The organism is Siphonobacter aquaeclarae (genome assembly GCF_900103285.1).
GTDB lineage: Bacteria > Bacteroidota > Bacteroidia > Cytophagales > Spirosomataceae > Siphonobacter > Siphonobacter aquaeclarae.
Map to the genome: position 1 here is coordinate 45015 of NZ_FNGS01000012.1, position 25350 is coordinate 70364.

15 protein-coding genes are annotated in these 25350 nt (G+C 56.9%); 6 read left to right on the forward strand and 9 right to left on the reverse strand.

The genetic code is table 11. From position 1 onward, the window contains the following. Positions 1–24: 24 nt before the first annotated feature. Genes BLR09_RS24045 through BLR09_RS24055 form a run of 3 tightly spaced genes read left to right on the forward strand, consistent with a single transcriptional unit; the run spans position 25 to position 4417 of the window. Entirely contained in the window at positions 25–699 is a 675-nt protein-coding gene (locus tag BLR09_RS24045; protein ID WP_093209034.1) for a response regulator transcription factor, read from the forward strand. Beyond that, complete coding sequence (locus tag BLR09_RS24050; RefSeq protein WP_176785658.1) at positions 696–1976, forward strand: sensor histidine kinase; 1281 nt, start codon at positions 696–698, stop codon at positions 1974–1976. Before BLR09_RS24045 ends, BLR09_RS24050 begins: the two co-directional genes overlap by 4 nt. Before the next feature lie 41 nt (positions 1977–2017). After that, the gene (locus BLR09_RS24055; RefSeq protein WP_093208782.1) at positions 2018–4417 is read left to right on the forward strand and encodes a TonB-dependent receptor; all 2400 of its coding nucleotides are present in this window, start codon (positions 2018–2020) and stop codon (positions 4415–4417) included. On the opposite strand, the gene BLR09_RS24060 is transcribed toward BLR09_RS24055, so the two are convergent. From BLR09_RS24060 to BLR09_RS24090, 7 genes are all read right to left on the reverse strand, one after another. Continuing rightward, positions 4405–5319, reverse strand: coding sequence for a 1-phosphofructokinase family hexose kinase (locus tag BLR09_RS24060; protein WP_093209037.1), 915 nt, complete (start codon positions 5317–5319; stop codon positions 4405–4407). The two genes, BLR09_RS24055 and BLR09_RS24060, sit on opposite strands and share 13 nt — an antisense overlap. A 50-nt stretch (positions 5320–5369) precedes the next feature. After that, positions 5370–6251 (reverse strand): helix-turn-helix domain-containing protein, encoded by an 882-nt coding sequence (locus BLR09_RS24065; protein ID WP_093208785.1) that lies wholly within the window; start codon positions 6249–6251, stop codon positions 5370–5372. Between the two features lie 245 nt (positions 6252–6496). Further along, entirely contained in the window at positions 6497–8035 is a 1539-nt protein-coding gene (locus tag BLR09_RS24070; protein WP_093208788.1) for a glycoside hydrolase family 30 protein, read from the reverse strand. A 52-nt stretch (positions 8036–8087) separates the two neighbouring features. Next, the gene (locus BLR09_RS24075) at positions 8088–9758 is read right to left on the reverse strand and encodes a RagB/SusD family nutrient uptake outer membrane protein (RefSeq protein WP_093208790.1); all 1671 of its coding nucleotides are present in this window, start codon (positions 9756–9758) and stop codon (positions 8088–8090) included. Between the two features lie 12 nt (positions 9759–9770). Beyond that, a complete protein-coding gene (locus tag BLR09_RS24080; RefSeq protein ID WP_093208793.1) occupies positions 9771–12899 on the reverse strand; it encodes a SusC/RagA family TonB-linked outer membrane protein in 3129 nt (1042 codons plus the stop codon). A 416-nt stretch (positions 12900–13315) separates the two neighbouring features. Next, entirely contained in the window at positions 13316–17464 is a 4149-nt protein-coding gene (locus BLR09_RS24085; protein ID WP_093208796.1) for a hybrid sensor histidine kinase/response regulator transcription factor, read from the reverse strand. A gap of 89 nt (positions 17465–17553) precedes the next feature. Then, complete coding sequence (locus BLR09_RS24090; protein ID WP_093208798.1) at positions 17554–18051, reverse strand: DinB family protein; 498 nt, start codon at positions 18049–18051, stop codon at positions 17554–17556. A gap of 106 nt (positions 18052–18157) precedes the next feature. Here BLR09_RS24090 and BLR09_RS24095 point away from each other — a divergent pair, with 106 nt between their 5' ends. The 3 genes from BLR09_RS24095 (at position 18158) to BLR09_RS24105 (ending at position 20635) form a co-directional block, all read left to right on the forward strand. Next, the gene (locus BLR09_RS24095; RefSeq protein WP_093208801.1) at positions 18158–19021 is read left to right on the forward strand and encodes a helix-turn-helix domain-containing protein; all 864 of its coding nucleotides are present in this window, start codon (positions 18158–18160) and stop codon (positions 19019–19021) included. A 130-nt stretch (positions 19022–19151) separates the two neighbouring features. After that, positions 19152–19565, forward strand: a complete 414-nt coding sequence (locus BLR09_RS24100; RefSeq protein WP_093208803.1) for an OsmC family protein — start codon at positions 19152–19154, stop codon at positions 19563–19565. Positions 19566–19660: 95 nt separating this feature from the next. Continuing rightward, a complete protein-coding gene (locus BLR09_RS24105) occupies positions 19661–20635 on the forward strand; it encodes an alpha/beta hydrolase (RefSeq protein ID WP_093209041.1) in 975 nt (324 codons plus the stop codon). Between the two features lie 88 nt (positions 20636–20723). Here the strand turns inward: BLR09_RS24105 and BLR09_RS24110 are convergent, their stop codons facing one another. Next, positions 20724–23069, reverse strand: a complete 2346-nt coding sequence (locus BLR09_RS24110) for a right-handed parallel beta-helix repeat-containing protein (protein WP_093208806.1) — start codon at positions 23067–23069, stop codon at positions 20724–20726. Between the two features lie 137 nt (positions 23070–23206). Continuing rightward, positions 23207–25018, reverse strand: coding sequence for an ATP-binding protein (locus BLR09_RS24115; RefSeq protein ID WP_143011210.1), 1812 nt, complete (start codon positions 25016–25018; stop codon positions 23207–23209). Positions 25019–25350: the final 332 nt, after the last annotated feature.

Sequence of the window (25350 nt, forward strand, 5' to 3'; positions counted from 1 at the left end):
AGAATTTACTCCGTTCTTTCCGGCGTGAAAATCCTGATCATCGAAGACGAACCGACGCTCGCCGCCAGCATGACCGAATACCTCTCCGGCGAGCAATACCTCTGCGAAACCGCCGCCACCTACCGGGAAGCGATGGACAAGATCAGCCTGTTTGATTACGACTGCATTGTTCTGGACCTGATGCTGCCCGGAGGCGACGGCATGCATATCCTCCAGGAAATCAAAAGCCAGCAGAAGCGTGACGGCGTCATCATTGTGTCGGCGAAAGACGGTCTTGACGACAAAATCAAGGGATTGCAAATCGGCGCGGATGATTACCTGGCGAAGCCCTTTCACCTGCCGGAACTGGCCGCGCGGATCTATTCTGTGATCCGCCGCCGTTCGTTTGATAGTGTCAACAGGCTGGTGCAGAATGAATTGGCGATAGACCTGCCCTCTAAGACGGTTTCCGTTCACGGGCAGGAGGTGTCCCTTACCCGGAAAGAATACGACCTGCTTCTGTACTTTCTCAGTAACCGCAACCGGGTGATTTCCAAGGCGGCGCTGGCCGAGCACCTCTCCGGAGAACTTGCCGAAATCTTCGACAGCTATGACGTAATCTACGCCCACGTCAAAAACCTCAAACGCAAACTGACCGACGCCGGCTGCCGGAACTACCTCCGTACCGTCTACGGCTCCGGTTACAAATGGGAAGCATGAGCAAGCTACTCTCCCGGACATTCCGGTTCATCATCGGGTATGCTGTCGCCGTGCTGGTGGCCAGCGTTCCGGCCTACTACTACCTCGTCGATGCGATCTGGCAGCGGGAACTGACCGAGCACAACCGCATCGTCGCGGAGGGCATCGAGCACCACCTGTCCGGTCTCCGGCTGAGCCGGGCCGAACTGGAAGCGCACCTGAAGGCCTGGAATACCATCCGCCCGGAAATGACAATGACTGTTGCCGACCGCATCCGCCCCGACAGCCTTTACAATGTCTACCGGTACAATACCTATTCAAAACACGACCGCGAAGATCGTTTTCAGGGATTGGTGACGTATTTCGAGCGGGAGGGGCAGGTGTACCGACTGACCGTCGAAACCAACATGGAGGAATCGCGGGAGACGGTCATGGCGCTCACCGCAGTGACGGTACTTTTTCTGGCCATCCTGCTGGTGGGTTTTGTGTTTCTGAACCGGCGGCTTTCCGTTCGTCTCTGGCGACCGTTCTACAATACCCTCCGGCAGATCAGGGGGTTTGACCTGAGCCGTCCGGAGCCTCCTTCTTTTCAGGATACCAGCATCACGGAATTTCGTGAACTCAACGACGGGTTGTCGAAGCTCATTGAGGGCAATATGGCGGCATATACCCAGCAAAAGCACTTCATCGAAAACGCCGCGCATGAGCTTCAGACGCCGCTGGCTGTCGTTCAGTCCAAACTCGACCTGCTGCTGCAGGACCCGGAACTGACCGGCGGCCAATCCGGCGCGATCGAGGAAGCATACCGGGCGCTGCTGCGGGTCAATCGCATCAATCGAAACCTGCTGATGCTGGCGCGGATTGAAAACAGCCAGTTTCCGGATACCGAGTCGGTGGAGATAGGAGAAGTAGCGGCTGAAAACCTGGACTTTTCAGCTGAATTCATGGAAAACAAGCGGCTGACGGTCCGTTTTGACCCGAAGGAGCAGCTTTCCATTCCTGCTAACCGGACCCTGGTCGAAATCCTCGTTTCCAATCTGCTCCGCAATGCCATCCGATATAGTCCGGCGGATAGTCTGCTTGGATTGTCGGTAGAAGGCCGTTGCTTCACGGTGACGAATCCCGGAACGCAGCCGTTGCGCAGCGATGTGGTTTTTCAGCGCTTCGGCCGGGCCAACCGTGACGAACCCGGCACCGGCCTCGGCCTGGCTATTGCCGCACAAATTTGTGCAAGGTATGGATGGACGATCGCGTATCGGTTTGAAGAAAAAAGCCACATTTTCTCCGTGACGTTCTGATCCTTCAGATTTTCTTCTGATTCCTGTCTGAAAATTGAGGCATGAAAGCCATCTATCTTCTTCCCGCCATTGTATTGTGTTCGGTAAATGTGTCGTGGGGCCAGTCGGCCCGTGTCGAACTTTCCGGACAGATCAAAGATGCCGCCGACCAGGCAGATCTTCCCTTCGCCAACGTCGTACTCCTGAAAGACAAGGATTCGACTTTCGTAGCCGGTACCGTCACCAACGAAAAAGGCCGGTATTCCCTTCCGGCCGTGCCCAGTGGCAAGTACCTGCTACGGGTGACGTATTCCGGGTATGAGACGGTGACAAAACCGGCGACCGTAGGCCACCTCAGTCCGAACCTCGACCTGGGTACCATCGAACTGCGCGCCGGACGCCAGCTTGCGGAGGTAACTGTCACCGGAAACCAGACGGGCATCAGCGAAAAAATGGACCGGAAGAGCTTCAACCTCGCCGACAACCTCACGCAGACGGGCGCTTCGGTACTCGACGCGCTGCGCAACCTGCCCGGCGTAACCCTTTCCGAGGGCAAGGTACTGCTGCGCGGCAGCGATAAAGTAGCCGTGCTGGTCGACGGGAAGCAAACCGCCCTGACGGGTTTCGGCGGGCAGGAGTCCCTCGGAAACATACCCGCATCGGCCATTGAAAAAGTCGAGATCATCAACAACCCTTCCGCCCGGTACGACGCCAACGGCAACGCCGGGATCATCAACCTCGTCTTCAAAAAGGAAAAAAAGGAAGGATTGAATGGCAAAATCGGGTTGTCCGTCGGCGCCGGAGCGCTCTGGGTGCGGAAACAAAACCTGCCCGATATCCGGCCACAGTATACTGCTACGCCGAAACTGAATCCATCGGTTTCTCTCAACTACCGGAAGAAAAAGATGAACGTGTTTCTGCAAGCCGACAACCTTTTCACGCGGACGCTGAACAAAAACGAGTTTGTCGACCGGTACTACGACGACGGGCAGATCATCCGCCAGCAAACCAAACGGAACCGGACGACCAATATCGTGACAGTACGAACCGGAATGGACTGGTCCATCGACCCGAAGAATACCCTGTCCGTATCCGGCCTTTTCAGCAGTGAGAAGATTCTTGACCGCGGAGACGAGCCATTTTTTAACGGAGACCTGTCTCAGCGGCAGCGGCTCTGGCAGTTTCTGGAAGACGAGCTGAAGACCACTGCGACCGGTACTGCTACCTGGCAGCGGCGGTTTGATCAGCCGGGACGTCAGCTCAACGCCGGCCTCAACTACACCTATCACCGGGAAAACGAGAAGTACTTTTTTGATAACATCATGCCGTCGTTTACCGGTAAGGATGCGTTCAAACTACTGTCAGACGAGCAGGTATTGGATGCGACGGTCGACTACGTCCAGCCGTTGCGGCGCGGACGTATCGAAGGGGGCGTAAAGCTGCGCCGCCGTACCATTCCGACGGATATGCACTTTATTCCCGGCCTCAATTCCCCGCTCGATACCACGGCAGGCGGCTGGGCCAACTACCGCGAGACCATTCCGGCCGTGTATGGAAACTATGTCTTTGAAAGTGATCGTGTAGAACTGGAAGCAGGCGTACGGGTGGAATACGTCCGGGTAGATTACGACGTGAATCCCAACCACCCGACCTACAAAAGTGCGAGCTATTCGTATACCCAACCTTTCCCGAACTTACGCCTGGCGTACAAATTCAATGAAACAGACCGCCTTTCATTTTTCTACAACCGTCGGGTAGACCGACCGAATGAAGTAGACATCCGGATTTTTCCGAAGTACGACGATGCGGAAATCATCAAAGTCGGGAATCCTGCCCTGCGTCCGCAGTTTACCAATACCTATGAGCTGGGGTACAAAACCGGCTGGAACAAATCGACGCTCTACCTCGCTGCCTACCACAAGCAGATGGATGCGACGATTACCCGTATTTCCAGTACCGTCAACGGCAGTACGCTCATCTACGCGATTTTTCAGAATGCAGGAAAGAGCTATAACACGGGTGCGGAGCTGCTTTTCACCCGCTCGCTGGGCCGGAAGGGCGCCATCAGCCTGAACCTGAACGGGTACCGCAATGTCATCGACGCCTTTACAGTCGTCAACAAATACCCCGTTGAAAACACCTTTACGTCGGAAAAACAAGAGTTGTTTTCCGGAAACGTGAAACTGAACGGGCAGGTATCGGTTGGCAAAGGGACCGACCTTCAGGTAACAGCCATCTATCTTGCTCCGGACCTGATACCGCAGGGGCGTATCGGCAGCCGTTTTTCAGTCGACGCCGGTCTGAAAAAGACCGTCGGCCAGAACGAATGGTTTCTCAATGCCACCGACCTCTTCAATACCCTCCGGATACAAAAAACCATCAACGGCGCCGGTTTTCATTACACCAGCACCGACTACTACGAAACTCAGGTAATCCGGGCGGGGTACAACTACAAATTTTGATCGAGCAGCCGGAACACATCTTCCCGGTTAAACAGATGGGTTCCGGCGTTCATCGTCGCGGCTGACCCGCAGGCGACGCCAAACCGGGCCATTTCATGGGGCGTTTTGCCGAGGGCGAGCTGATGTACCATCCCGGCCACCATGCTGTCGCCGGCGCCGACCGTACTCCGGACTTGCACATCCGGAGCAGGTAAAAAGCGATCTTCTTCCGCGGTTACCAGCCAGGCGCCCTTACTGCCCATGGATACGACCATTGTTTCGCAGCCGCCCCGGCTGATGACTTCGCGGGCGGCAGGGACGATCGCCTCGTCTGAAATGTTTTCCCGGCCGGTCAATGCCGCCAGTTCGGAGAGGTTGGGTTTGAGAAGAAAGACGCCTTCCCGGACAGCGCGTTGCAGGGGTTCGCCGGAGGTATCGAGTACCAGCCGGACGCCCCGGATCTTCGCTTCGCGGGCGAGCCGGGCGTAAAACCCGGGATCTGCCGACGGCGGGAGGCTGCCGCTGGCGACGAGCAGGGCAGGACGATGACTCCATACCGCTTCGAGCAGGTGCCCCTCTTCCTGGCCGGTCAGCGGTGCGCCGGGCATCACAAACCGGTATTGCGCGCCGCTCTGGGCATCGGTGACGCTGAGGTCTTCCCGTGATTCGGCGGCGATCGGGACTGCGGTAAACGCCAGCCCGGCCTCCGTCAGCATCTGTGCCAGGGCCGTTCCGTTCGGACCGCCCGCCGCGAATACGGCATGGCTCGCTTCCCCGAGTTCTTTCAGCGCCTTGCTGACGTTGATACCGCCGCCGCCGGGTTCCCGGCGGACATCGCGGCAACGGAGTTTTTTCTCGGGAATAAGTCCGTCGATGACGGCACTTTTATCGACGGCAGGACTGATCGTCAGGGTAACAATCATGGTTTTCAGCGATTGAACAGTTCCCAAGGTACGCAATCGCCTGCAAAGCGTCAGGAAATAACGGCGAGGCGCGCGGCGCGGAGGCGGTCCCGGAAGGTTTTGGGCGTAACGCCCGTCAGTCGCTTGAAATGCCGGTTGAAGTGGGACAGGTTATTGAATCCGCAGTCAAAAGCGACTACTTCGATGTTCCAGTCGTTTTCCCGAAGCAGGCGGCAGGCATGTGAAATGCGGATTTCGTTGACATACTGGGTGAAGGTCTTTCCCATCCGGGCCTTGAAAAACCGGCAGAATGCGTGCTTGTTGAGGCTTACGGTCGACGCCGCCTCTTCCACCGAGAGGGGTTCCCGGAAGTGCTCGCCGACAAACCGCGTCAGCGTCCGGATACGCTGGTTGTCATAGCTATCGGGTCGGACGGCAACAGGCTGGGAGTTCAACAGCGTATATTCGTCAGAGCCGATCATCGTACGCATGATCTCCAGAAAAACAAAGGCCTGCGCCAGACTCTGCTCTTCGTGGAGTTTCCGGAGCAGGAACGCGAGGCGGTCGCGCGTTTGGCCGTGAAAAACAGCCGCCTGCCGCATTTTCATCAGCCAGTTTTCTACTTCTTTCCCGGCAGAAAAGGGCGCGAAGTACTCGATCAGCCGCGTCGGTGAAAAATACACCGCACGGGAATGCGCCGCCGGAAGAGGAGCTGCCGCCGCCGCCTGACTTTGCCATACATGCGGCATATCGGAGCCAACGAGGGTTATATCGCCGCACGCGAAGTTTTCGATGCTGTCGCCGATAATCCGCCGGCCGCTGCCCTGCACGATGTGATTGAGCTGAAACTCACTGTGGTAGTGATAATCGGTTGAGAAACACGTTCCGCGGTATTCCTTGATCCGGAACAGGGTCTGGGAATCTATGCCAAGATGAACAGCAATTGCTTTCATAGCTTTTGAAAAAGGCGAACCGGGGCAGGCGGTTGTTGACTGGGATTTTCCGCCGTTTTTTGCTCGCTTTTTCAGAAAGAGGAAAAGAAAGGCGGGATACTTCCCTGCGTTCGTTCGCGCTCTGAATTAGCGAAAATGCGCATAGCTGTTTTTGTCGCATTTATACGATCAATTCGGCACGAATATGAAAAAACCCGCCGGGATGTCCGGACGGGCTTTTCGCTTTCAAACGGGAAGAAAAAGACTTACAAACGGCTGATAACCGTCACGACGCTCCGGGGAGCCAGCGTAAGTGTACCGCCTGCGGAAACGGTTACCGGAGCCAGGTCGCGGGTTTCTGAAGTTTCGTAAACCCGTACCGGCGCCAGTGCGCGGTCGGCCTGGTCGAGCTGTACTTCCCGCGCTTCCGGCCGGGAGTTGATGAGTACCGTAACGAGCTGATTATCTGTATTCCGGTAGGAAGAAACCAGTAATCCGTCGGCCGGATCGGTATCGGTCACCGATACCCGCACAGCGCCGGGACGTACAAACCGGCTGAAATTCCCCATCGCCCATAACAGTTTGGAGGAATAGTACTGACCATCCGTTTTGTTTTTATCGACATATACGAGGCCGTCCTTGTAGTCGTACGGAGAAACGGCCAGCCACCAGTGCCATGCCGAAGCATTCGCGTTGACGAGGTCGTTGTGTATCACCCGGGCGACGTACAGGGCGGAAGTCATACTGAGGTCGCGGCCGTTTCCGTTGATCTCGCCTTCGTTATCACCCAAAACACAATACTCTGACTGCCAGTACCGTACCCCCGCCGGAAACGCGCCGGCCAGCGTCTTACGCTGCTGCGCGGCGGCGGCATAGGGAGACGTCGTGAAATAGCTGTGTCCGGAAATCGCCTTGTCGACGTTTTTCAGATCGCCGAGGTAATTAGCCGAAGCAGCAGTAAAAAACGACTGTACCTGACTGCCACGCCCCGGCCGGTTAAAATCGCTGTAGATGTAATTGATCTGTGCGCTTTCCGGGAGGCTGATGAGGGTAGGAGAATTGCGTTTCAGAAGCGCGGCGCTGATCTTGCGGACGGCGGGAGCGAGCTGGTCGTTGAAAATGGGCGTACCTTCCTGACCGCCGTCGCTCCAGTCCCACTGCGGCTCGTTAAACGGGCTGAGGTACTGAATGGCGATGCCGGTTTTGGTCCGGATACCGTCGAGTACATCGGCGAGGTAGGTGGCAAAAGCATCAAAACGTTCTTCGCGGATGTTCGCCTGCCCGTTGGTGGCATAGCCCTTCCCGTTGACCGTGAGCGTTACCGGAGGCGTATTCGAAAAAGCCAGGAAAGACGGTACGCCGCGATCCCGGGCGGCTTCCAGAAACCATACCTGGCCCGCCTGCCGGTTCCAGTCGTAGCCTTTTCCGGGTACGGCGAAGCTTTCGGTACGCCGCCATTCGTCGCCGATACCGCTGCCGCTTCCCTGTTCGGCCGTGCCGGCGCCGATATTGAAGCGCCAGAGAGAGAGAGCGATGCCTTTCGGGCGACCGTCCGCCAGCGTATCACGGCTGAACAGCAGGTCGGCGATGGCGTTTTTTCGGGCGAGAGGCCAGGTACCGATAAACTGGCACGACCAGGCGTCGGATGCGCCGAAATGCTCGATGGTCTGGTAGGTTTTTGACGGATCGATGCGAAGGCGGAGCGGAGGCTGACGATCAGGCGTTTCCGAGCCGCCGGCCCGGCACGCCGAGGCGAGCAGGACGAGGGCGGCAAGCAGCCGCCGGGAATGCGGGAGAAGAGTCATCGGATGGGAGGAAGAAAATAACGCGGCGCGGGGAACCCGCGCCGCGTTCCGGTCAGTAACCGGGATTTTGTTCGAGTTGGTTGTTGGAGGCCTGGATCTCGGCTCTCGGAATCGGTAGCCAGTACTGCTTGTCGGCAAAGGTCCGGCCGGTCAGGGCTTCTTTCCGGGTATACGTATAGGTATTCCCGTTCTTTCCGACTTCAATGCCATAGGCGGGGACGCTTTCCGTTTGCGGAGCGATTTTCCAGCGACGGACGTCATAGAAACGATGCTCTTCAAACGCCAGCTCAATCCGCCGCTCGTGGCGGATACGGTCACGCATCTGCGTCTGGGTCAGGCCGGCCGGCAGGTCGGGCATGCCTGCACGTTTCCGGATGCTGTTCACCGCGGCGTATACCGTGGCATCGGGGCCGGACGCTTCGTTCTGCGCTTCGGCATAGTTGAGCAGGATTTCGGCATAGCGGAAGTAAATCCAGGTCTGCGTACCGGCTACGTCCCAGGGATTGTCGATCGGCAGGTTGTCGTTCATGAATTTCTTCAGGTAGTATCCGCTTTTCGAGGTATTCCAGTTCGACGGGCCGTCTTTGCTGTCTTTTCCGCCCGGGGTATAGGTCTGTACCGTGCTGTTGCGGTAGGCGGCTCCGTTGTAGAGGACGGTCGCGTAGAAACGCGGATCCCGGTTTTTGTACGGATCGTTCGGGTTAAAGCTGGTGCCGGTTTCGGTGATGGAGGTACCGTCGATCATTTCGTAGTCGTCCACCAGGTTTTGCAGCGGAACGTTTCCGCCCCAGGCATTGTATCCGTTCGGACCGTTGGCGATTTCAAGGCATACGTGCCGCGCGCCAATGGCATATATCCGGCTGAAGATTACCTCTTCGCTGTTCGTCACCGTAAACAGCGCGCCATACCCGCCTGAGTACAGCTTGTACTGGTTGAGGTCCATCACCGCTTTGGCGGCTGCTGCGGCTGCCTGCCAGGTAGATGCGTTGTACAGCGGACTCGCTCCGTACAGCAGCAGACGTGACTTCAGCGCCAGCGCCGCGCCGCGGGTAGCCCGGCCCAGTTTCCAGTTACCGTTGTCGGTCGTGGCGGGCAGGAGCGAGGCTGCTTCGTCGAGCTGGGCGACGGCATAGTCAATACCTGACTTAATATCCGACCGCTGAAACAGGGCGGGATCGGTCAGGTTGTCGCTCAGTTCATACACTTTGTCGCCCAAGAGAACCACCTTTCCGTAGTTCCGGATGAGGTCATGGTAGCGGAAAGCGCGAAGGAACTTGAGCTCGCCTTTCAGCCGGCTGCGGTGCCCCGCGCTCATGGGTACCTTGTCGAGGTTGGCCAGCGCGTAGTTGATTTCGCGGATGCTGCGGTAGCTGCGGCCCCAGAATGTTCCGGCGATACCGGTATTTTCCGGCGCAATCTGCCCGCGCTGAATCAGCCAGGTATTGTCGTCGTTGTTGTAGATCGACTCATCGGTGACGGACGACCACATCGCATATTCAAAACCGCGCCCGAATCCGGGCAGGGTACCTTCGGCTTCCTTGTCGGTGAGCCGGGTGCCCATGTAACGGTTGATGACGTAAGATTCAAAGAGAACGGAGTCCGAGAGAATAGAGGGGTCGGAGACCCGGTCGGTCGGTACAACGTCCAGGAAATTCTGGCTACAACCCAGCATTCCAGCCAGCATAGCCGCGATAGAAAGGGAAACGGATAGTTTCTTGATCATCTCAACTTCAGATTAAAACTTGACATTCAGGCCCAGGTTCAGGATACGCTGTTGCGGGTAGAACTGCCCGCTGCTGCTGTTTCCTTCGGGGTCATAGTCCTTCACTTTCGTGATCGTGAACAGGTTGAAACCGCTCGCATACACGCGGACCGACTGGAGCTTCAGGCGGCTGAGGGTACTCTTCGGCAGGGTATAGCCGATTTCGACGTTCTTCAGACGCAGGAAAGAAGCGTTGTTGAGCCAGAAATTATTCGCATACAGGCCGCCGTTGATGGACGACGACGCCCGGGTATCTACCCGCGGATAGCTTCCGTTCGGGTTGGTCGGGCTCCAGCGGTTATCCGCCCAGCTGCTGTAGAAGTTTCCTACCTGGCCCGATTCCGGGAGTACATACTGGCTGACCATGCCCTGTCCCGCAAAAACAGCCGAAGCATCGAAGGCGCCGTAGCCGGCGTTCAGTACCAGGCCGTAGCTCAGGAGCGGTACGTTGCCATAGGAGGTACGAACCTGGTCGTCAGCGGTGATTTTGCCGTCCTTGTTGTAGTCTTCCAGGATCAGGTCACCCAGGCGGGCGCCTGACAGGTGCGGGTACTTGTCCAGGTCCGCCTGGCTGCGGAAGATACCCAGCGAGCGGTACAGCAGGTAGGTGTAGAGCGGTCCGCCCGTCTGACGCTGGTGGGGCAACAGTCCCGGCGCTTCGTCGATGAAAATGATCTTGCTTTTCGCATAGGTCAGGTTGCCGGAGATACTATACCGGAACCGGCCGGAATGGTTGTAGCTGAGCGACGTCTCAAAGCCGGAGTTATTGACCTTTCCGAGGTTCTGATCAGGTACCAGCGTGCCGGAGCCATAGGGATTGACGATACCGGAGGTATTGGGGATGGAGGCGTTACGCGACGCAAGAATGTCCGAGCGTTTCTGCTGGAAGTAGATCACTTCCAGTGTGAAGTGCTTCAGGAACGATGCGTTCAACCCGATGTCAAGCTTCCGGGACGTTTCCCAGGTGATGTTCGGGTTGGCCAGTTTCGTCAGGTCGATACCCGGCGTGATCACGTTCGAGCCCAGCACATACTGGTTGTTGAACGAGTAGTTGTTGTAAAACTGAAACTGCCCGACGTTGTCGTTCCCCAGCATACCATAGGAAGCCCGGAACTTCAGGTCGTCGATAAAGCGGACGCTTTCCTTGAACCAGTTTTCTTCCGAAATACGGTAACCGGCTGAAACAGAGGGGAAAAATCCATATTGCTTGCCTTTCGGGAAGATCGACGATCCATCCAGACGGGCTTGTACTTCCGCCAGGTACTTGTCTTCGTACGAATATGCCAGCCGGCCGATGACGCTTCGGCGGGTGAAGTTGTAGCTGCTGCCGGAGTTGTTCTTGTCGGTAGCAGCGGCGCCGCCCTGCGAAAGTTCCGGGGTAGAGGGCGTCGGGAAGTTGATCCGGGACGCACCAAAGGAGATTTCGTTGCGGCGGTTCTGTTCGTACGACACAAACGTGTTGACGTTGTGCTTGCCGATCTGGCGGAGGAAACTCACCCGGAAGTTCTGGGTGATGTTTGTCACGTTGGTCTGGGATTGTGACAGGGAAGCCGCGCCCGCTGATCCACCGGTTACGACGGCGTTGTAGGTACCTGTTGCCGAATCGTAGTTGTACAGGCGGTAGGGAATTGCGAAGCTTTTGGAAAAGTTGAACGACTTGTCGACCGAATAGAAACCATCTACCGAAAGCCCTTCCACAAACGGCAGCGCATAGTTGGCACGGAGAATGCCGTTAAAGATCGAGGTCGGGTTGGACGTCGTTCCGCCCATGTCCGTGCCGAGTACGGCCGGGTTGTTGTTTTCTACACCTGTCGAATAGTAGCCATTCGGATACCGGGCGATGACTGTCGGATAGGCACGGTAAATCGAGCGGAAGTTGTTACCGGCCGAGGATACCGGAAAATTCCGGTTTTCCTGCCGTCCTGACAGCCCGAGGCTTACCTTGAAATCCTTCGTGATGTTTGCGTCGATGTTGGACCGGAAGTTATACTGCCGGTAGGTCGTCGCGCTGTTGCGGTACAGACCGTCCTGATAGAGCGTACCGAGGGAGGCATAGTACTTGACATTTTCCGTGCCGCCGTTAATCGCCAGGTTTTGCTGGTTCTGAAGGGCAACGGGCTTCAGGGACTCCTTCTGCCAGTTGGTATTGGGGTAGTTGATGGGGTCTGATCCGTTCCGGAACTTCTCGATCTGCTCGGCGGAGTAATGCTGGTTCATGCCTCCGTTCGGGTTGTTGTAATAGTCGATTTCGTTCAGGATGGTCGCATAGGTAGGTGCATCGGCCATTTTCGGCAGGCGTGTCGGCGACGAGAAACCCTGGTTGAAGCTGTAGGAAATCACAGGCTTGCCGGTGGTACCGCGGCGGGTCGTGACGAGGATGACGCCGTTAGCCGCACGGCTTCCGTATACGGCAGCGGAGGCATCTTTCAGGACCGAAATACTCTCAATGTCGTTCGGATCGAGGCGTTCAAGACCGCCTACCTGACCGGGAATGCCGTCGACGACAACCAGTACGTCGTTGTTCCCCGTCGTCGCAAAACCGCGAATGGTGTAGCTGGAGCCGTCATAGCCCGGCTCACCTGCACGGTTGTTCGCTACGAAGCCGGAAAAGCGACCAGCGAGGGAGTTTGAAACGTTCGGCTGCGGGCTTTTTACGATATCCGCACCTTTTACTTCGGAGACCGAGCCCGTAAGCGTGGCTTTTTTCTGAACACCGTAACCTACCACGACTACTTCTTCCAGGTGGGTATCGCTCGGGTCGAGGCGAATGTCGATCTGCGTCTGGTTGCCAACGGCTACTTCCTTACTCACATAGCCGATGTACGAGATCTGAAGCGTGCCCTGCCCGTTGGGAAGCGCGAGAGTATACTTGCCGTCGGCGTCGGTCGTGGCGCCGGTGGTAGTTCCTTTCAGCACGACGCTGGCGCCGGGAAGGCCCTTGCCGTTTTCGGCAGTGACGGTCCCCTTCACCCGAAAGGGGTTCTGGGCAATCGAGGAGAAAGACAGACAGAGCAGCATTAGCCAGGCGGTCAGCTTTCCGAAAATCTGTCCGCGTCCGGGAGGCAGCGAACAGACAGGACCTGGGTAGATCGTTTTTTTCATAGAACAGGGAAATAGTGAAAGATGGTGCGCCGGGTTCCCTCCCGACGCGGTGAGTAGAAGAAAAACGGGCTGATTTTTTAGGAATCAGCCAAGCAAAAGTAGGATTATTTTAATGGCAGAAGAGAGGGGTATTTTCGCAATAGATAGGGGGCATTTCTGCAAAAAATGCGACTTGAAGACCAGAAGAGAGGAGAAGACAGGGGGTAAACCGGTTAATCACCCCTTCAAACCCGGAATTCACTCAAGAAGAAATAGGATAATTGGAGGATGTCGGCACCACCGACCCCGAAGGGGTCAAACCCCATTAACCCCGGGCGCAGCCCGGGGCTAATGGCAGAGAGGCCCGGACTAGCAGCAGAGAGATTCCGGGCTAGCAGCAGCGAGATCCCCGAGGTTAATAGCACAGAAATCCGCACCTACTTCCCCCTGAAAACCTCCCGATCAATCGTCAGGTTCTCATGAAAAGGCTTCCGGTACTGCCGGATATACTCCGAAGGTTTCTGCCCGAAAAGCTTGGAGAAATGCTCCCGGAAATGCTTGATGTCATTCATCCCGACCCGGTAAGCAGCTTCAGCAATAGTGAGGTCGGTTGTGATGAGCAGCTGCGCAGCTTTGCGCAGCCGGATGAATCGGATGAAGCGATTCGCGGATTGTCCGGATACCGATTTGATCCGGTTATGAAGGGTGGACTGGCTCATGCCGATTTCGGTGGCGAGTACTTTCACGCCGAACTCCGGATCGGTCAGGTGTGACTCGACAATCCGGATACATTGGTCCAGAAATTCCTTGTATTCCTGGGAAACCCGAAAGTCTCCGGCCTGTAGGGTAATCGCATGATAAAAATACCGCTGGAGGTCGTTTCGCTTGCGCAATACCGCCGCGACACGGGCTACGAGGATATCCCGGTCGAAAGGCTTCATGATAAAGTCGTCGGCGCCGCCTTCAATCCCTTCGAGGCGGGTATCGTGGGAGGTACTGGCCGTCAGCAGAATCACGGGAATATGACTCAGCGCCATGTCGAGCTTGATTGCCCGGCAAAGCTCGATACCCGACAGCCCGGACATCCGGACGTCACTGACAACGACGTCGGGTTGGTGCTGGCGGACAAGGTCCAGTCCGGTTTCTCCGCTGGCTGCTTCCAGCAGTTTATAGGTGCCGGTGAAGATTCCCCGGAGATATCCCCGGATTTCCTCGTCGTCATCGATGATGAGCAAAGTGGGAATCTCGGCTTCGTCGGGGAGGGGCCAGGCTACTGTCGTCGCGGCGACGGGAACGGCAGGCCCTTCCAGTACGCCTTCGGATAGTTCATCCAGCAATACGGAGCTGCGCACCTCTCCCGGACCGGTTTCCGGAAGCAGCTGCGCATGTTCTTTCCAGAGCAGAACATGAAACGTAGTCCCCGCATCCGGTACCGATTCGTACCAGATACGGCCAAAATGCTGTTCCACAAAGGTTTTCGCCAGAAACAACCCGATGCCGAAGCCGCCCTTGCCCGCGGTACGGGTGCCGGCGTGTTGCTGAAAGACCTTGAAAACGGAATCGCCCGCTTTCGGCGGAATACCCGGACCGGAGTCGGATACAGTAATACACACCTGGTCGCCCTGATCCCGGACTTCGAGGCGCACAAAACCTCCGTCAGGCGTGAATTTCAATGCATTGGAGAGTAGGTTGAAAAGGGCTATTTCCATTTTCTCCCAATCGCACGTCACGGGCAGTTCTTCGGCCTCACATACAAACTCGTAGCGGATATGCCTGCTTTCCGCCTGATGGAGGAAGTACTGAAAAACTTCTTCCGCCAGTTTTGGCAACGGGTGCACGCTCAGGTGAAGGGGAAAGGTTTGCTGCTCAGCTTTCCTGAAAAGTAACAGCTGATCTACCAGGCTCAGCAGCCGTTTGGCATTCCGGTAGATGATTTGCGCACCCGGTGCACCCGGTGCGTCGGGCGGAAGCGTCCGGAGCAGCTCCCGGGCCGGGTTGATGATAAGCGTAAGCGGCGTCCGGAATTCGTGGGAAACGTTCGTAAAAAACGAAATCTTCCGTTCGTTCGCCTCCATCTGCCGGCGTTTTTCGAGGTGGGCCAGTTGTACCTCAAACTTCATTTGCTGCTGCCCGAGCCGGTACCGCTGCCAGAAGTACACGCCGAGTGCGAGAGTCGCGGCGTAGAGAAAATAGGCCCAGGCAGTCCGGTACCAGGGTGGCGTGACATGGATAGTCAGCGACGCGTAGCGGTCAAACCAGATCCCGTCCTGATTGGCAGCACGGACCTGAAAGGTATAGGTGCCCGGCGGCAGGTAGCGGTAGGTAACCGCGTGTTCATCCTGCACATAGTTCCATTCTTTGTCAAGACCGTCCAGCCGGTAGGCAAACCGCGCCCGTTCCGGATAGGCGTAGTTCAGCGCCGTAAAGCCGATGGAAAAGACGGGCTGATCGGGAGCCAGCGTCAGCTCGCCGGTGGCGAGTACGCCGGGAGAAAGTTCTTCGGTGAGGCTGTCGCCGTCGGCCCTGCGCCCGAACACGCGGACACCCGTAATCCGGACGTCCGGCTCGAAGGCGGACGCCCGTACCTGCGCCGGGTAGAAGAGATTCCAACCCTCTGTTCCCCCGAAAACCAGAAACCCGGAAGGATGTACCAATGCCGACCCGGGATTGAAAGCTCCCGCCTGAAGACCGTGGCTGGCGTCGTAATTCTCGACCGACCCGCGATTGAGATCTACCCGTGAAAGGCCTTTGTTGGTGCTGATCCAGGCAACGCCGTCCCGCTCCGGACGGATCGCATTGATGACATTATTGGCAAGTCCGCTCCGCTCGTCAAACAGGCGGGTAGTTTGCCTATGGGTGTCGTAAACCAGTAGTCCGTTGCCTTCCGTGCCGATCCAGAGACGCTGCTTTTCATCGAGATACAGGGAAAAAACAATGCGGTTGGACAAAAAGGGCGACTTCCCCGGTATATTAAAGAAAGAGGTAAACTGCATCGTCCGGGTATCCAGGTAATTCAGGCCTCCGCCATAGGTGCCGATCCAGAGATTGCCCCGGGCGTCCTCGGCAAAACAGCGTACATCGTTGGAATTCAGGCTGCTGTTGGAGGGGATAAAGTTGCGCGACTGCCCGGTAGCAGGGTCCAGCAGGCTCAGTCCGCCGCCATTGGTACCCACCCACAGACGCTTTTGGGTATCCTGGTAAACGGCGCGGATGTCATTCCTGCCCAGGCTGCGTGGGTTTGCGGGATCATGGGTATAGCGGCGAAACCGGTCGGTTGCCGCCTCGTACCGAAAAAGACCGCCCGAATAGGTACCAAACCAAAGCCGGTCTTCCCGGTCCCGGTAGGCGGTGATCACCGCGCCGTCGGTGAGGTTTCCCGGCCCGGCGGCCGGCCGGTAATGACGGAGCAGCTCGCCGGAAGGCGCGGTTTTGTAAATGCCGTCGCCGTCAGAGCCCACCCATAGATTGCCCTCCCGGTCGGCAACGAGGCCATAGAAGCGCAGAAAACTCTCGCCCCGGGCGTCGGTTACCTTCTTTTCGAACTTCCGGAATTTTTCGGGAATGCTGCTGACGAGGTATGCCCCCTCGCCGTAGGTGCCAAACCAGAGGTTTTTGTCTTTGTCCTGAAAAAGGGCTTGCACCGAGCGCTGGGTAATGCCCTGGTTGTCCCGGTTCTCGACCCGCTCAAAAACAGGCGTTCCGCTGGCCGGCACCTCACGGAGGCGGTAGACGCCGCCATCTTGTACGCCAACGAAAATCTGCCCATCGCGGTCTTCCAATACCGATAGATAAATTCCTGAATTCCAGAAGGTACGAAGGGGGACGTCCTGGAAAGTACCTTTCTTCCTGTCGAAAAGATACAAACCCTTCGATGTCGCGATCCAGACATTATGACGCCGGTCTTCACAAAAGGCATTCACACGCGCAGCCGGAACGCCGGAGACGGAGATACCGGCATCTTTCAGTTTTCCGTCAGGACCTCTTTTCAGTACCTGAATACCCGAATCGCGGGAACCCAGCCAGAGCAGACCCTGTGAGTCCTCGAGCAGGGTAAGCAGGGAATTGGTATGAAGATCAGGTATTTGTGGTTTCTGGTAGCAGGTAAAGCGGTGAGAGGCAAGGTCGAAGCTGGCAAAACCGGAGCTATTGAGGGATACCCAGAGGTTGCCGTTTCGTCCCGAAACGATATCACTGATATCGTTGCTGCTGTCGTCCTTTCCGGGAAAGGGCTGATACCGGTTAAATTGCCCGGTGCCGGGAATAAATTCGCAGATTCCGGCCCGGGTAGAAGCCCAGAGCGTACCGTTTTTGTCACGGTGAAGTGCCCGCACATAATTACCGGCCAGGCTATGCGGATTGCCCGGATCATTCCGGAAAACGGTGAAGCGGTTGCCGTCGAACCGGTTGAGTCCGTCGCCCGTCGCTATCCATATATACCCGTCCCTGTCCTGGACGATGCTATTGACGATTCCGGCCGAAAGCCCCTCGCGCACCGAGTACCGAAGCACCCGTCCGGGCTCGCCGCCATAGACCGCGGAAAATCCCGTCAGCCAGATACAAAAAAGGACAACCAGCGTTCGCACCATTCGTCTCCGGGAAGCGAAGAGAACTTCCCCGTTACAAAGATAGACGGAGGGAGCAGATACCCGCTGCGCAGGGCCGGTGCGGCAGCGTTTTACGCGTCGGGAAGCAAGGGCTCGGGAAGCGGCCACTGTCTCAGCATCTTTTTCAACAGCACGATCTGCCCGAGGTGATAGTGGGAATGCTCCACAATGCCTTCGAGGTTGCGGAACCAGGTACCATACTGCCCGTCGATGAAGGCTTCGTTGAGACGGGATTCAGGCAGTTGTTCCACCAGCGCCGCAAACGCCTCCGCTTCCTGCCAGGTTTTTTGCAGGATAGCATCCCATTCTTCTGCGGAACCTACCGGCGGATGATCGAAGCTCCAGGCATCTTTTGCGTGGAGCGGCTCGCCTTCCAGTACTTTCCGGACAGCGGTCAGGTAGTAGGTCGTATGCCAGACCAGGGTCAGAAGGGTATTGAATGAACCGATTTTGGTAACGGCTTCCTGCCAGGTAACGTCGGCAAGGTGCTGTCGGTAGCTGGAAGACGTCCAGTTTCCACCGGTATAGGTATCGCGGACGTGTTTGGCAATTTGCTGGGAGAGGTTCATCGGGGCAGGGGATAGGCAGCCGAAAATAGGCAAATCCGCCCCGACGGGCAAACAGTCCCGCCGTACTTCGGAAAACACGCCCGGATCGGTTATCATTGCAACTGTCATGGAGCATTTCTTCGAATCGAATTACAAGAAGCTGGGCGTGCTTCCAGCCTCGGCGCAGACGCTGGCAGAGATCAACGCCGACCGCTACCGCCCGTATATCAAAGCCATGCTGCTGCCGGCGGGGTACTCGCTGACAGTCGATTTCCGGCAGTTTACGACCACGGGCCCGACGCTGTTTTTCCTCAACGTCAACCAGTTTCTGCAGATCGACTCGGCAGGAGAGGAGGAGGGTTTCTTTCTCTATTACAACCGCGATTTCTACTGCATCCAGATTCACGACGAAGAGGTATCGTGTGACGGGTTTCTCTTTAATAATATCTACACCATGCCGATGACCCTGCTGCCCGAAGCCGAAGCGGCCCGGGTACTGGAAGCATTCCGGAATATGGTCGACGAACTCGAAGCCAGTGAATCCTCCCGCGAGGAAATGATCCGGACCTACCTCAAGCAGGTTATTATCCGGGCAACGCGCCTCTGGAAGCGCCAGCAGCTCGGCGGGATGAACGATACGCCCGCCGATGTAGCCTTTTTGCGGGATTTCAGCCGGCTTGTCGAAATACACTTCCGCGAAAAACACAGCGTGATGGACTATGCCGATCTGCTGGCCGTCGCCCCGAAAACCCTTTCCAAAAAGTTCAACCGGCTCCAGCTCGGTCAGCCGAACGACATCATCAAAGACCGGATTCTCCTCGAAGCCAAGCGCCTGCTGGCTCATTCTTCCTTGAGTATCAAAGAAATAGGATATGACCTGGGGTATGAAGACCCGGCCTATTTCAACCGCCTCTTCAGCCAGAAGATCGGCGCTACGCCTGCGGCATTCCGTCGCCGCTACCGGGCGGAGGAACAGGAAGCAGAGGCATAAAAAAGGTACAAAACTCCCTTTAAGGGAAAAATGTACAATTCATGTCCGCTTTTTTGCGTTGAACCGGACCTGTCGGATCCGGTACCTTTGTCATGTCAAGTGAATCGAATCACTCTTAACAAACACGACAATGAAACGCAAAGCGACCGCCGTCTGGGAAGGCGACATCAAAGCAGGAAAAGGCCATCTGACTACCGGCAGCACCGTTCTGAACCGGACGCAGTATTCGTTCAACAGCCGTTTTGCCGACGGTGTTGGCACAAATCCGGAAGAACTTCTCGCCGCTGCTCACGCGGGCTGCTTTACTATGAAGCTATCGCTGGACCTCACGACTGCCGGGTATACCGTCGAATCCCTCGAAACGGAATCGGTTATCACGCTTGAAAATGCGAAGATTACCCGGTCGGATCTCGTACTGAAAGCCCGGGTACCCGGTATCTCCGACGAAGACTTCCAGGCCATTGCCCGCGGCGCCGAGCAAACCTGCCCCGTTTCGCAGGCATTCAGCTTTGAAATCACCCTTCAGGCAGAGCTTCTCGCCTGATTGTCTTGATTCCCTGAAAAACACTTCCCCCCATGAAAACCGTATCTTTCTCTATCGCCGTTCTTCTTTTCTTTCATTTTCAAACAACCACCGTCATGGCACAAAAACCCGCCGAAACCGATCCCGCTATCCAGTCACAAACCCGCGCCTTCCTGAAGGCGCTCAATTCCGGAGGCGGCAAGCCGCTGGAGCAGCTTTCCCCGGAAGACGCCCGCCAGGTATTGGTTGGCGCACAGAAATCCGTTGAAGTAGATTACTCCGGAATCGAGGAAAGTGAGCGAACCATTACCCAGGATGGTGTCAGCGTCACGATTCACGTCGTGAAGCCGAAGGGGGCCTTCCCAAACCTGCCTGTATTTATGTTCTTTCACGGAGGAGGCTGGGTGCTAGGGGATTACCCGACACACCGCCGGCTTGTCCGGGACCTGGTTGTAGAAAGCGGAGCCGCCGCTGTCTTTCCGGACTATACGCCCTCTCCCGAAGCGCAGTATCCCGTAGCCGTCAACCAGGCATATGCTGCTACGCAATGGGTGGCCGCGCACGGCGCTGAAATCGGCGTGGATGGTTCGAAACTGGCCGTTGCCGGAAACAGCGTCGGCGGAAACATGGCGGCTGTCGTCGCCCTTCTCGCGAAAGACAAAAACGGCCCGAAACTCAGACAGCAGGTATTGCTCTGGCCGGTTACCCACGCGTCTTTTGAAACCGAATCATACCATGCCTATGCCGAAGGCCGCTTCCTGACGCGGAACATGATGATCTGGTTCTGGGATAATTACACAAAAGACGCCGGGAAGCGCGCCGAAATATATGCCTCTCCGCTCAACGCTACCCTTGAGCAATTGAAGAACCTTCCTCCGGCGCTCGTACAAACGGCAGAGAATGATGTTCTCCGCGACGAAGGCGAAGCCTACGCCCGCAAGCTCGACGAAGCCGGCGTACCTACTACGCTGACCCGCTACCAGGGTATGATCCACGACTACGGTCTGCTCAACCCCCTGGCGCACGTCCCGGCGGTGCAGACAGCCATCCGCCAGGCGGCAGTGGTACTGCATCATGTGTTGTTTCAATAAGTGATAGGTGGAAAAAAGCAGGAGTCCAGCGGGCTCCTGCTTTTTTCGTTTTCAGGTGGGTTTTTTCCGGACAGGGGTAGCGACGTGTCTATTGTTTCACGAACCGGACGGTCCGGCCGTTCCCGAACCGGAGCAAATAGGCGCCGGCCGGGAGTGGGTGGATGGCTATTTCCTGGGTTTGCTGAAGAAGTACTACCCGTTGCCGGACGCTGCCGGTCATATCGAGAACCTGAATTTCGGTACCCGTCAGAGCCGGATCTTCGGTCAACACACGAATCGTACCCGTTGCTGGATTTGGACCTATGACCAGTGTACCTTCTTCTACGAGAGACAGGGTCCGGCTGCGGACAAAGCTGCCGTCTTCGTCGACCATCCGGAGGCGGTAGTAGCGGGTGCCCAGAAAAGGCGAGGTATCCCGGAACACATAGGACTGAAGCGCGGAATTACGGGCGGGAACCGTTGCCAGCGTTGAAAACTCGGTGCCGTTGCTGCTGCGTTCAACGGCGAAATGACTGACGCGCTCTTCGTCGGCCGTTTCCCAATTCAGGCGGGATACGCCGTTTTCCCGTACGGCCGTAAACCGCAGCAACCGAAGCGGCAGGGGAGAATCGGTAGCCTTGACGAAAAACCCGCTGAAACCGGTCACCGAAAAGGTAATCTCCCAACGGTTGGCGATTGCATTCCATTGGATATCCGCATCGGCCGGATCGATTGTGACGGGTGCGCCGGGATAGCTCGACGGGCTGCCGGAAAAATCGCTGCTTTCTCCGCTCCGCTTTTCGATCCGGAGGTTTGCGATGCCGGATACGTCGGCTGGCCCGGTTGGAAGTTTCTGCGCGCTCACGGCATTGAAGGCCGTGAATTCCTCCTGGGTAAAGTACAGCGTTACGGTTCCGGTGGCACTACCGGCATTTTCGCGCGGGGTGATTTCATAGTGGCGGGCGACGAATCCGGCGGGCTGTTCTGTTTCTACCCAAACCCGCGCACCGGTCAGTCCGGAAAAGCCGGTCGACGTCACCGAAGCAATGAGCGACGAACAATCATCGCCGAGGTAGTGGGTTGTCGTATTAGCAGCCTGAAACTGAATGGATTGCCCGAGCCAGCCGGGTAATCCCGCTGTAGCCGGGTCGGCAGGAGGAACGGCGGCGGATTCCGTTTCATAAGCGCCGAGATCGACCGTGCCGTACTGAATGCGGACATTGCCTTCGAGGTCCGTTGTAACGCCGGCGGGCACACCCGTATTGTTGCCTTTGTCGATAGCGGGGCTACAGGGGCGCAGGCTGTAGTCGCCGTTTTCGTGGTCGGGAACTGGGTTGACGAAGAGCGGATCGGGGCTTCCCGCCAGATTGCCCGTGCCCGAAGCTCCGCCCTGGATCAGCGAGTATTGATAGGTAACAGCGTTGCCCGAACCGGATGCTGTGACGCCTGCCGTATTGCCGTAAACGATGGAATTGGTGATGGTCATCACCGAAAAACCATCCGGTACAATCGCGCCTTTCGGTACGTATGTGCCGCCGTTTGCCGTATTTCCGGAAAAAGTACAGTTACCGATAGCAAGAGCGGGCAGGCTGTACGAACGCAGGGCAGGCCCGAGCCGGCTGACATTGCCAGTGAAAAGGCAGTTGGTGAACCGGGAGTTGGACGAAACAACACCGAGGAGGAAAATGGCTCCGCCCGCCGCGTCGTTGCTCGTGGCGGTGGTTTGGTTAGCGGTAAACCGACAGTTTTCGAGGATCAGGGAGGAGAGCGTCGCGACGGAAATCGCTCCCCCGGTTTTGGTAGCGGAATTGCCGGTAAACCAGCAGTGATCAAACCGGACAGCGGAAGCAGCTGTGACGTAGACCGCGCCTCCCTGTCCGGAGCTTCCCGGCGCTGCGTTGTTGCGGAAGGTGCAGTTACTGAGTGTGAAGGATCCTCCGGAATGGTAAAACGCACCTCCGGCCTGACCTGCCTGGTTTTGCTCAAAAAGACAGTTCCGGATCTGCGGAAGGGCGCCGCCGACATTGTAAATACCACCCCCGGTGGAGGCCGTCGCCCCGCCCCGGATGGTAAATCCGTCGATGACTGTCGTATTTCCGATGTTGAAGTTATTGAACAGAACACGTTCTCCGTTGCCCTGAAGCACAGAGGGATAATTGTCCCAGTTTCGGTCGGTCAGCGCCGGATTCCCTGACGCCGGGAATCCACCCAGGAGTTTTACCCCGTTTTTCATCACGAAAGAGCTACCGGCGGCGGGCTGATAGGTCCCGGCAGCGACACAGATGGAATCGCCCGCCGCGGACGCGGTAATAGTCGCCTGGAGATTGTTGCCGGCGGCGGCCCAGGAATTACCACCTGCGCCGGGAGCGCCATCGGTCCGGACATACCGGGTGGTCTGGGCGGAGGCGGAGATGGATAGACAGATCAGGAGGACAAGCGGGTAGAGTTTCTTCATAAGACGATCGGGTAAACGCGGGTTGCCGCGCCGCTGCTCAGCGGACAGGCCAAGTTTCGGATCCCGAAAGGAAGAAAGGAAAAAAGGTACCCGGACAAATACCGGACAAAGAAAGTTGATCGCTTAAAATCAGCAAGTTATGTGGAGGTGATTGCCCCTTTCGAGGACGTATCGGCTTTCAGTAGGTTGCAGAGGTAGTCTTCCAGGCTTTCTGATTTGTCCAGGTACAGCCTCAATCGCAGGCGGTGTTTCGCCCGGGTGACGCTGTCTTTTCCGATGCCAAGGGTGCCTGCTACCTGCGGGTGCGTGAAGCCGAGCGCCAGCAGCGCAGACAGCCGTTCTTCAGCCGGTGTGATCTGGGGAAGGCGGCTGGAGAGCCGGGGCAGAAAGTCCGGGTAGGCCCGGGTAAAATCGGCACGGAATTTTTCCCACTCTTCGTCGCTGACAAGGGTATAAGACCGCAGGTTATCGAGCACTTCCTGCCGGGAATGCTGCGAATGCGCTGCCTCCATTTTGTCTTTCAACGATTCGAGAAGCGTATTTTTCTCCCGAAGATGGTGGGCGAAAAGCTTCACCTGATGCCGGGCGTTGCGGGCGTCGGTTTCCGCTTGGTGTTGCAGGCGGGCGGTTTCCTGCATCCGCGCTTTTTCCTTCAGCCGCTGACGGCTATAGGCGAGGGCGGCGATCACCGCCAGGAGAAAAATGCCGGCCAACAGTAACCACTTGTTCTGGCGTTCTTTCCGGAGCAGCGTCCCGGCGTTTTCGAGGGAATGCTGCAGGTTGTCCAGCTCCACTCGCGCTTTGACTGCCTGTATGCCTGACCGGTTAATGAACGTCATAACACTGTCCTGATACTGATGAGCGCGGCTGTAGTAGAAGAAGGCGCTGTCGGGCTGATGCTGCAACCGGTACAGGACAGCGAGGCCTTCCGCCGCTTTTCCCGCATATTCGTAACTGCCCAGGGCAAAACTGGTGGTATACACCTCCTGCCAGTGCTTGCCGGCCATGGAATAGTTGCCCTGTTTGTCGTACCAATGAGCGAGCGCGTTTCCGGCAAGGCAGATATTCAGGTTGTCATGTACGGAATGGGCGGCGTCGGACCATTTCTTCAAAAGGGGGAGGGCGGCACGGAAGTCCCCCTTTATCAAGTAGTTTTCGCCGATATTTCCTTCTGCAATGGCTTTCCAGAAAGAAATACCCTGCTTTCGCCCATCTGCTTTCTCCAGCAGAATAGCCAGTTGGTGGTAGTAGTAGGAAGAGCTGTCCGGTTGTTTGAGTTGTTTGTAAGAAGCGCCTATCAGGTCGAGGAGGTAAACATCCGGCATGAGATCACTGCCCGCCGGCAGTTTATTGCGCAGGCGCAGCGCCTGTTGCCCATAGCGGATGCAATCCCGGAAACTATAGACCCGGTAGGCGGCCTTGGCCATCCCGCCGTATTTCGAGTAGCGAAGCCGCGCCGGAAAAGACTCCGGCCCGAGGCGGTCGGCCAGTTCAAAAGCCTTCGTCAGCATCAGCAGGTACTCTTCGTAGCGCCAGAATGCGTTATAGAGTTCAGCAAGGTCAAAATACGTTTCGGCCAGGACATAGTCATTTCCTTCGAGGTAGCAGAGACGGATAGCCTCCTTCATCAGGGAAAGAGATTCCGGTCGTATTCCCCGCGAGGCATCGTAATTCCTGTACCCGGAGGCCGCATTGGCCTGCATCCGGAGAATGTGGATGTAGAGCATGCGGTCCGGGTTTCGGGCATGAATATCTGTAAGGCGTGGCAGGAGCGTATCAAAAAGAAAGGAAGCGCTGAGAGGTAAATGGGCATGCAGTGCATCATCTTCCTGTCGGGTATGAGAGGCTTCGCGCGAGGTAAACGCACGCAGAATCGCGTCTGCATCCGGGGCCTGTCCGGCCGCCCGAGCGGAGGCAAAAAGAAGGAACAACAACAAAAACCTATTCATATTCCGAGATACGCCTGCGGTAAATGTACCAAACACCGCAGAAAAACAGCGCGGGGAAAGACCGGCGTCTTCTCCCGAAAAACCGATACCAAACAAAATCAATAATACAACCAAACGAGCAGCATGGCCACAGCGGCAATCAGGACAATAATGGCATAGACCAGGGCGGGTTTTCGCAGGGGATTTTGCATAGCCGAATATTCACCGAAGCGCCGGCCCATCCCGAAAATCCACCCGGACAAAAGCCGGACAACGCAGGACGCAGATAATCCCGGACTCCCCTTCAAAAAAGCCCCCTTTCCGGAACCTTTCCCCCCCGATCCAACTCCACT

What these genes read in the sequence shown, in the direction of transcription:
- BLR09_RS24050 (WP_176785658.1), top strand. Translation starts at nt 696, where the DNA reads ATGAGCAAGCTACTCTCCCGGACATTCCGGTTCATCATCGGGTATGCT.
- BLR09_RS24055 (WP_093208782.1), top strand. Translation starts at nt 2,018, where the DNA reads ATGAAAGCCATCTATCTTCTTCCCGCCATTGTATTGTGTTCGGTAAAT.
- BLR09_RS24060 (WP_093209037.1), bottom strand. Translation starts at nt 5,319, where the DNA reads ATGATTGTTACCCTGACGATCAGTCCTGCCGTCGATAAAAGTGCCGTC.
- BLR09_RS24065 (WP_093208785.1), bottom strand. Translation starts at nt 6,251, where the DNA reads ATGAAAGCAATTGCTGTTCATCTTGGCATAGATTCCCAGACCCTGTTC.
- BLR09_RS24070 (WP_093208788.1), bottom strand. Translation starts at nt 8,035, where the DNA reads ATGACTCTTCTCCCGCATTCCCGGCGGCTGCTTGCCGCCCTCGTCCTG.
- BLR09_RS24075 (WP_093208790.1), bottom strand. Translation starts at nt 9,758, where the DNA reads ATGATCAAGAAACTATCCGTTTCCCTTTCTATCGCGGCTATGCTGGCT.
- BLR09_RS24080 (WP_093208793.1), bottom strand. Translation starts at nt 12,899, where the DNA reads ATGAAAAAAACGATCTACCCAGGTCCTGTCTGTTCGCTGCCTCCCGGA.
- BLR09_RS24085 (WP_093208796.1), bottom strand. Translation starts at nt 17,464, where the DNA reads ATGGTGCGAACGCTGGTTGTCCTTTTTTGTATCTGGCTGACGGGATTT.
- BLR09_RS24090 (WP_093208798.1), bottom strand. Translation starts at nt 18,051, where the DNA reads ATGAACCTCTCCCAGCAAATTGCCAAACACGTCCGCGATACCTATACC.
- BLR09_RS24095 (WP_093208801.1), top strand. Translation starts at nt 18,158, where the DNA reads ATGGAGCATTTCTTCGAATCGAATTACAAGAAGCTGGGCGTGCTTCCA.
- BLR09_RS24100 (WP_093208803.1), top strand. Translation starts at nt 19,152, where the DNA reads ATGAAACGCAAAGCGACCGCCGTCTGGGAAGGCGACATCAAAGCAGGA.
- BLR09_RS24105 (WP_093209041.1), top strand. Translation starts at nt 19,661, where the DNA reads ATGGCACAAAAACCCGCCGAAACCGATCCCGCTATCCAGTCACAAACC.
- BLR09_RS24110 (WP_093208806.1), bottom strand. Translation starts at nt 23,069, where the DNA reads ATGAAGAAACTCTACCCGCTTGTCCTCCTGATCTGTCTATCCATCTCC.
- BLR09_RS24115 (WP_143011210.1), bottom strand. Translation starts at nt 25,018, where the DNA reads ATGAATAGGTTTTTGTTGTTGTTCCTTCTTTTTGCCTCCGCTCGGGCG.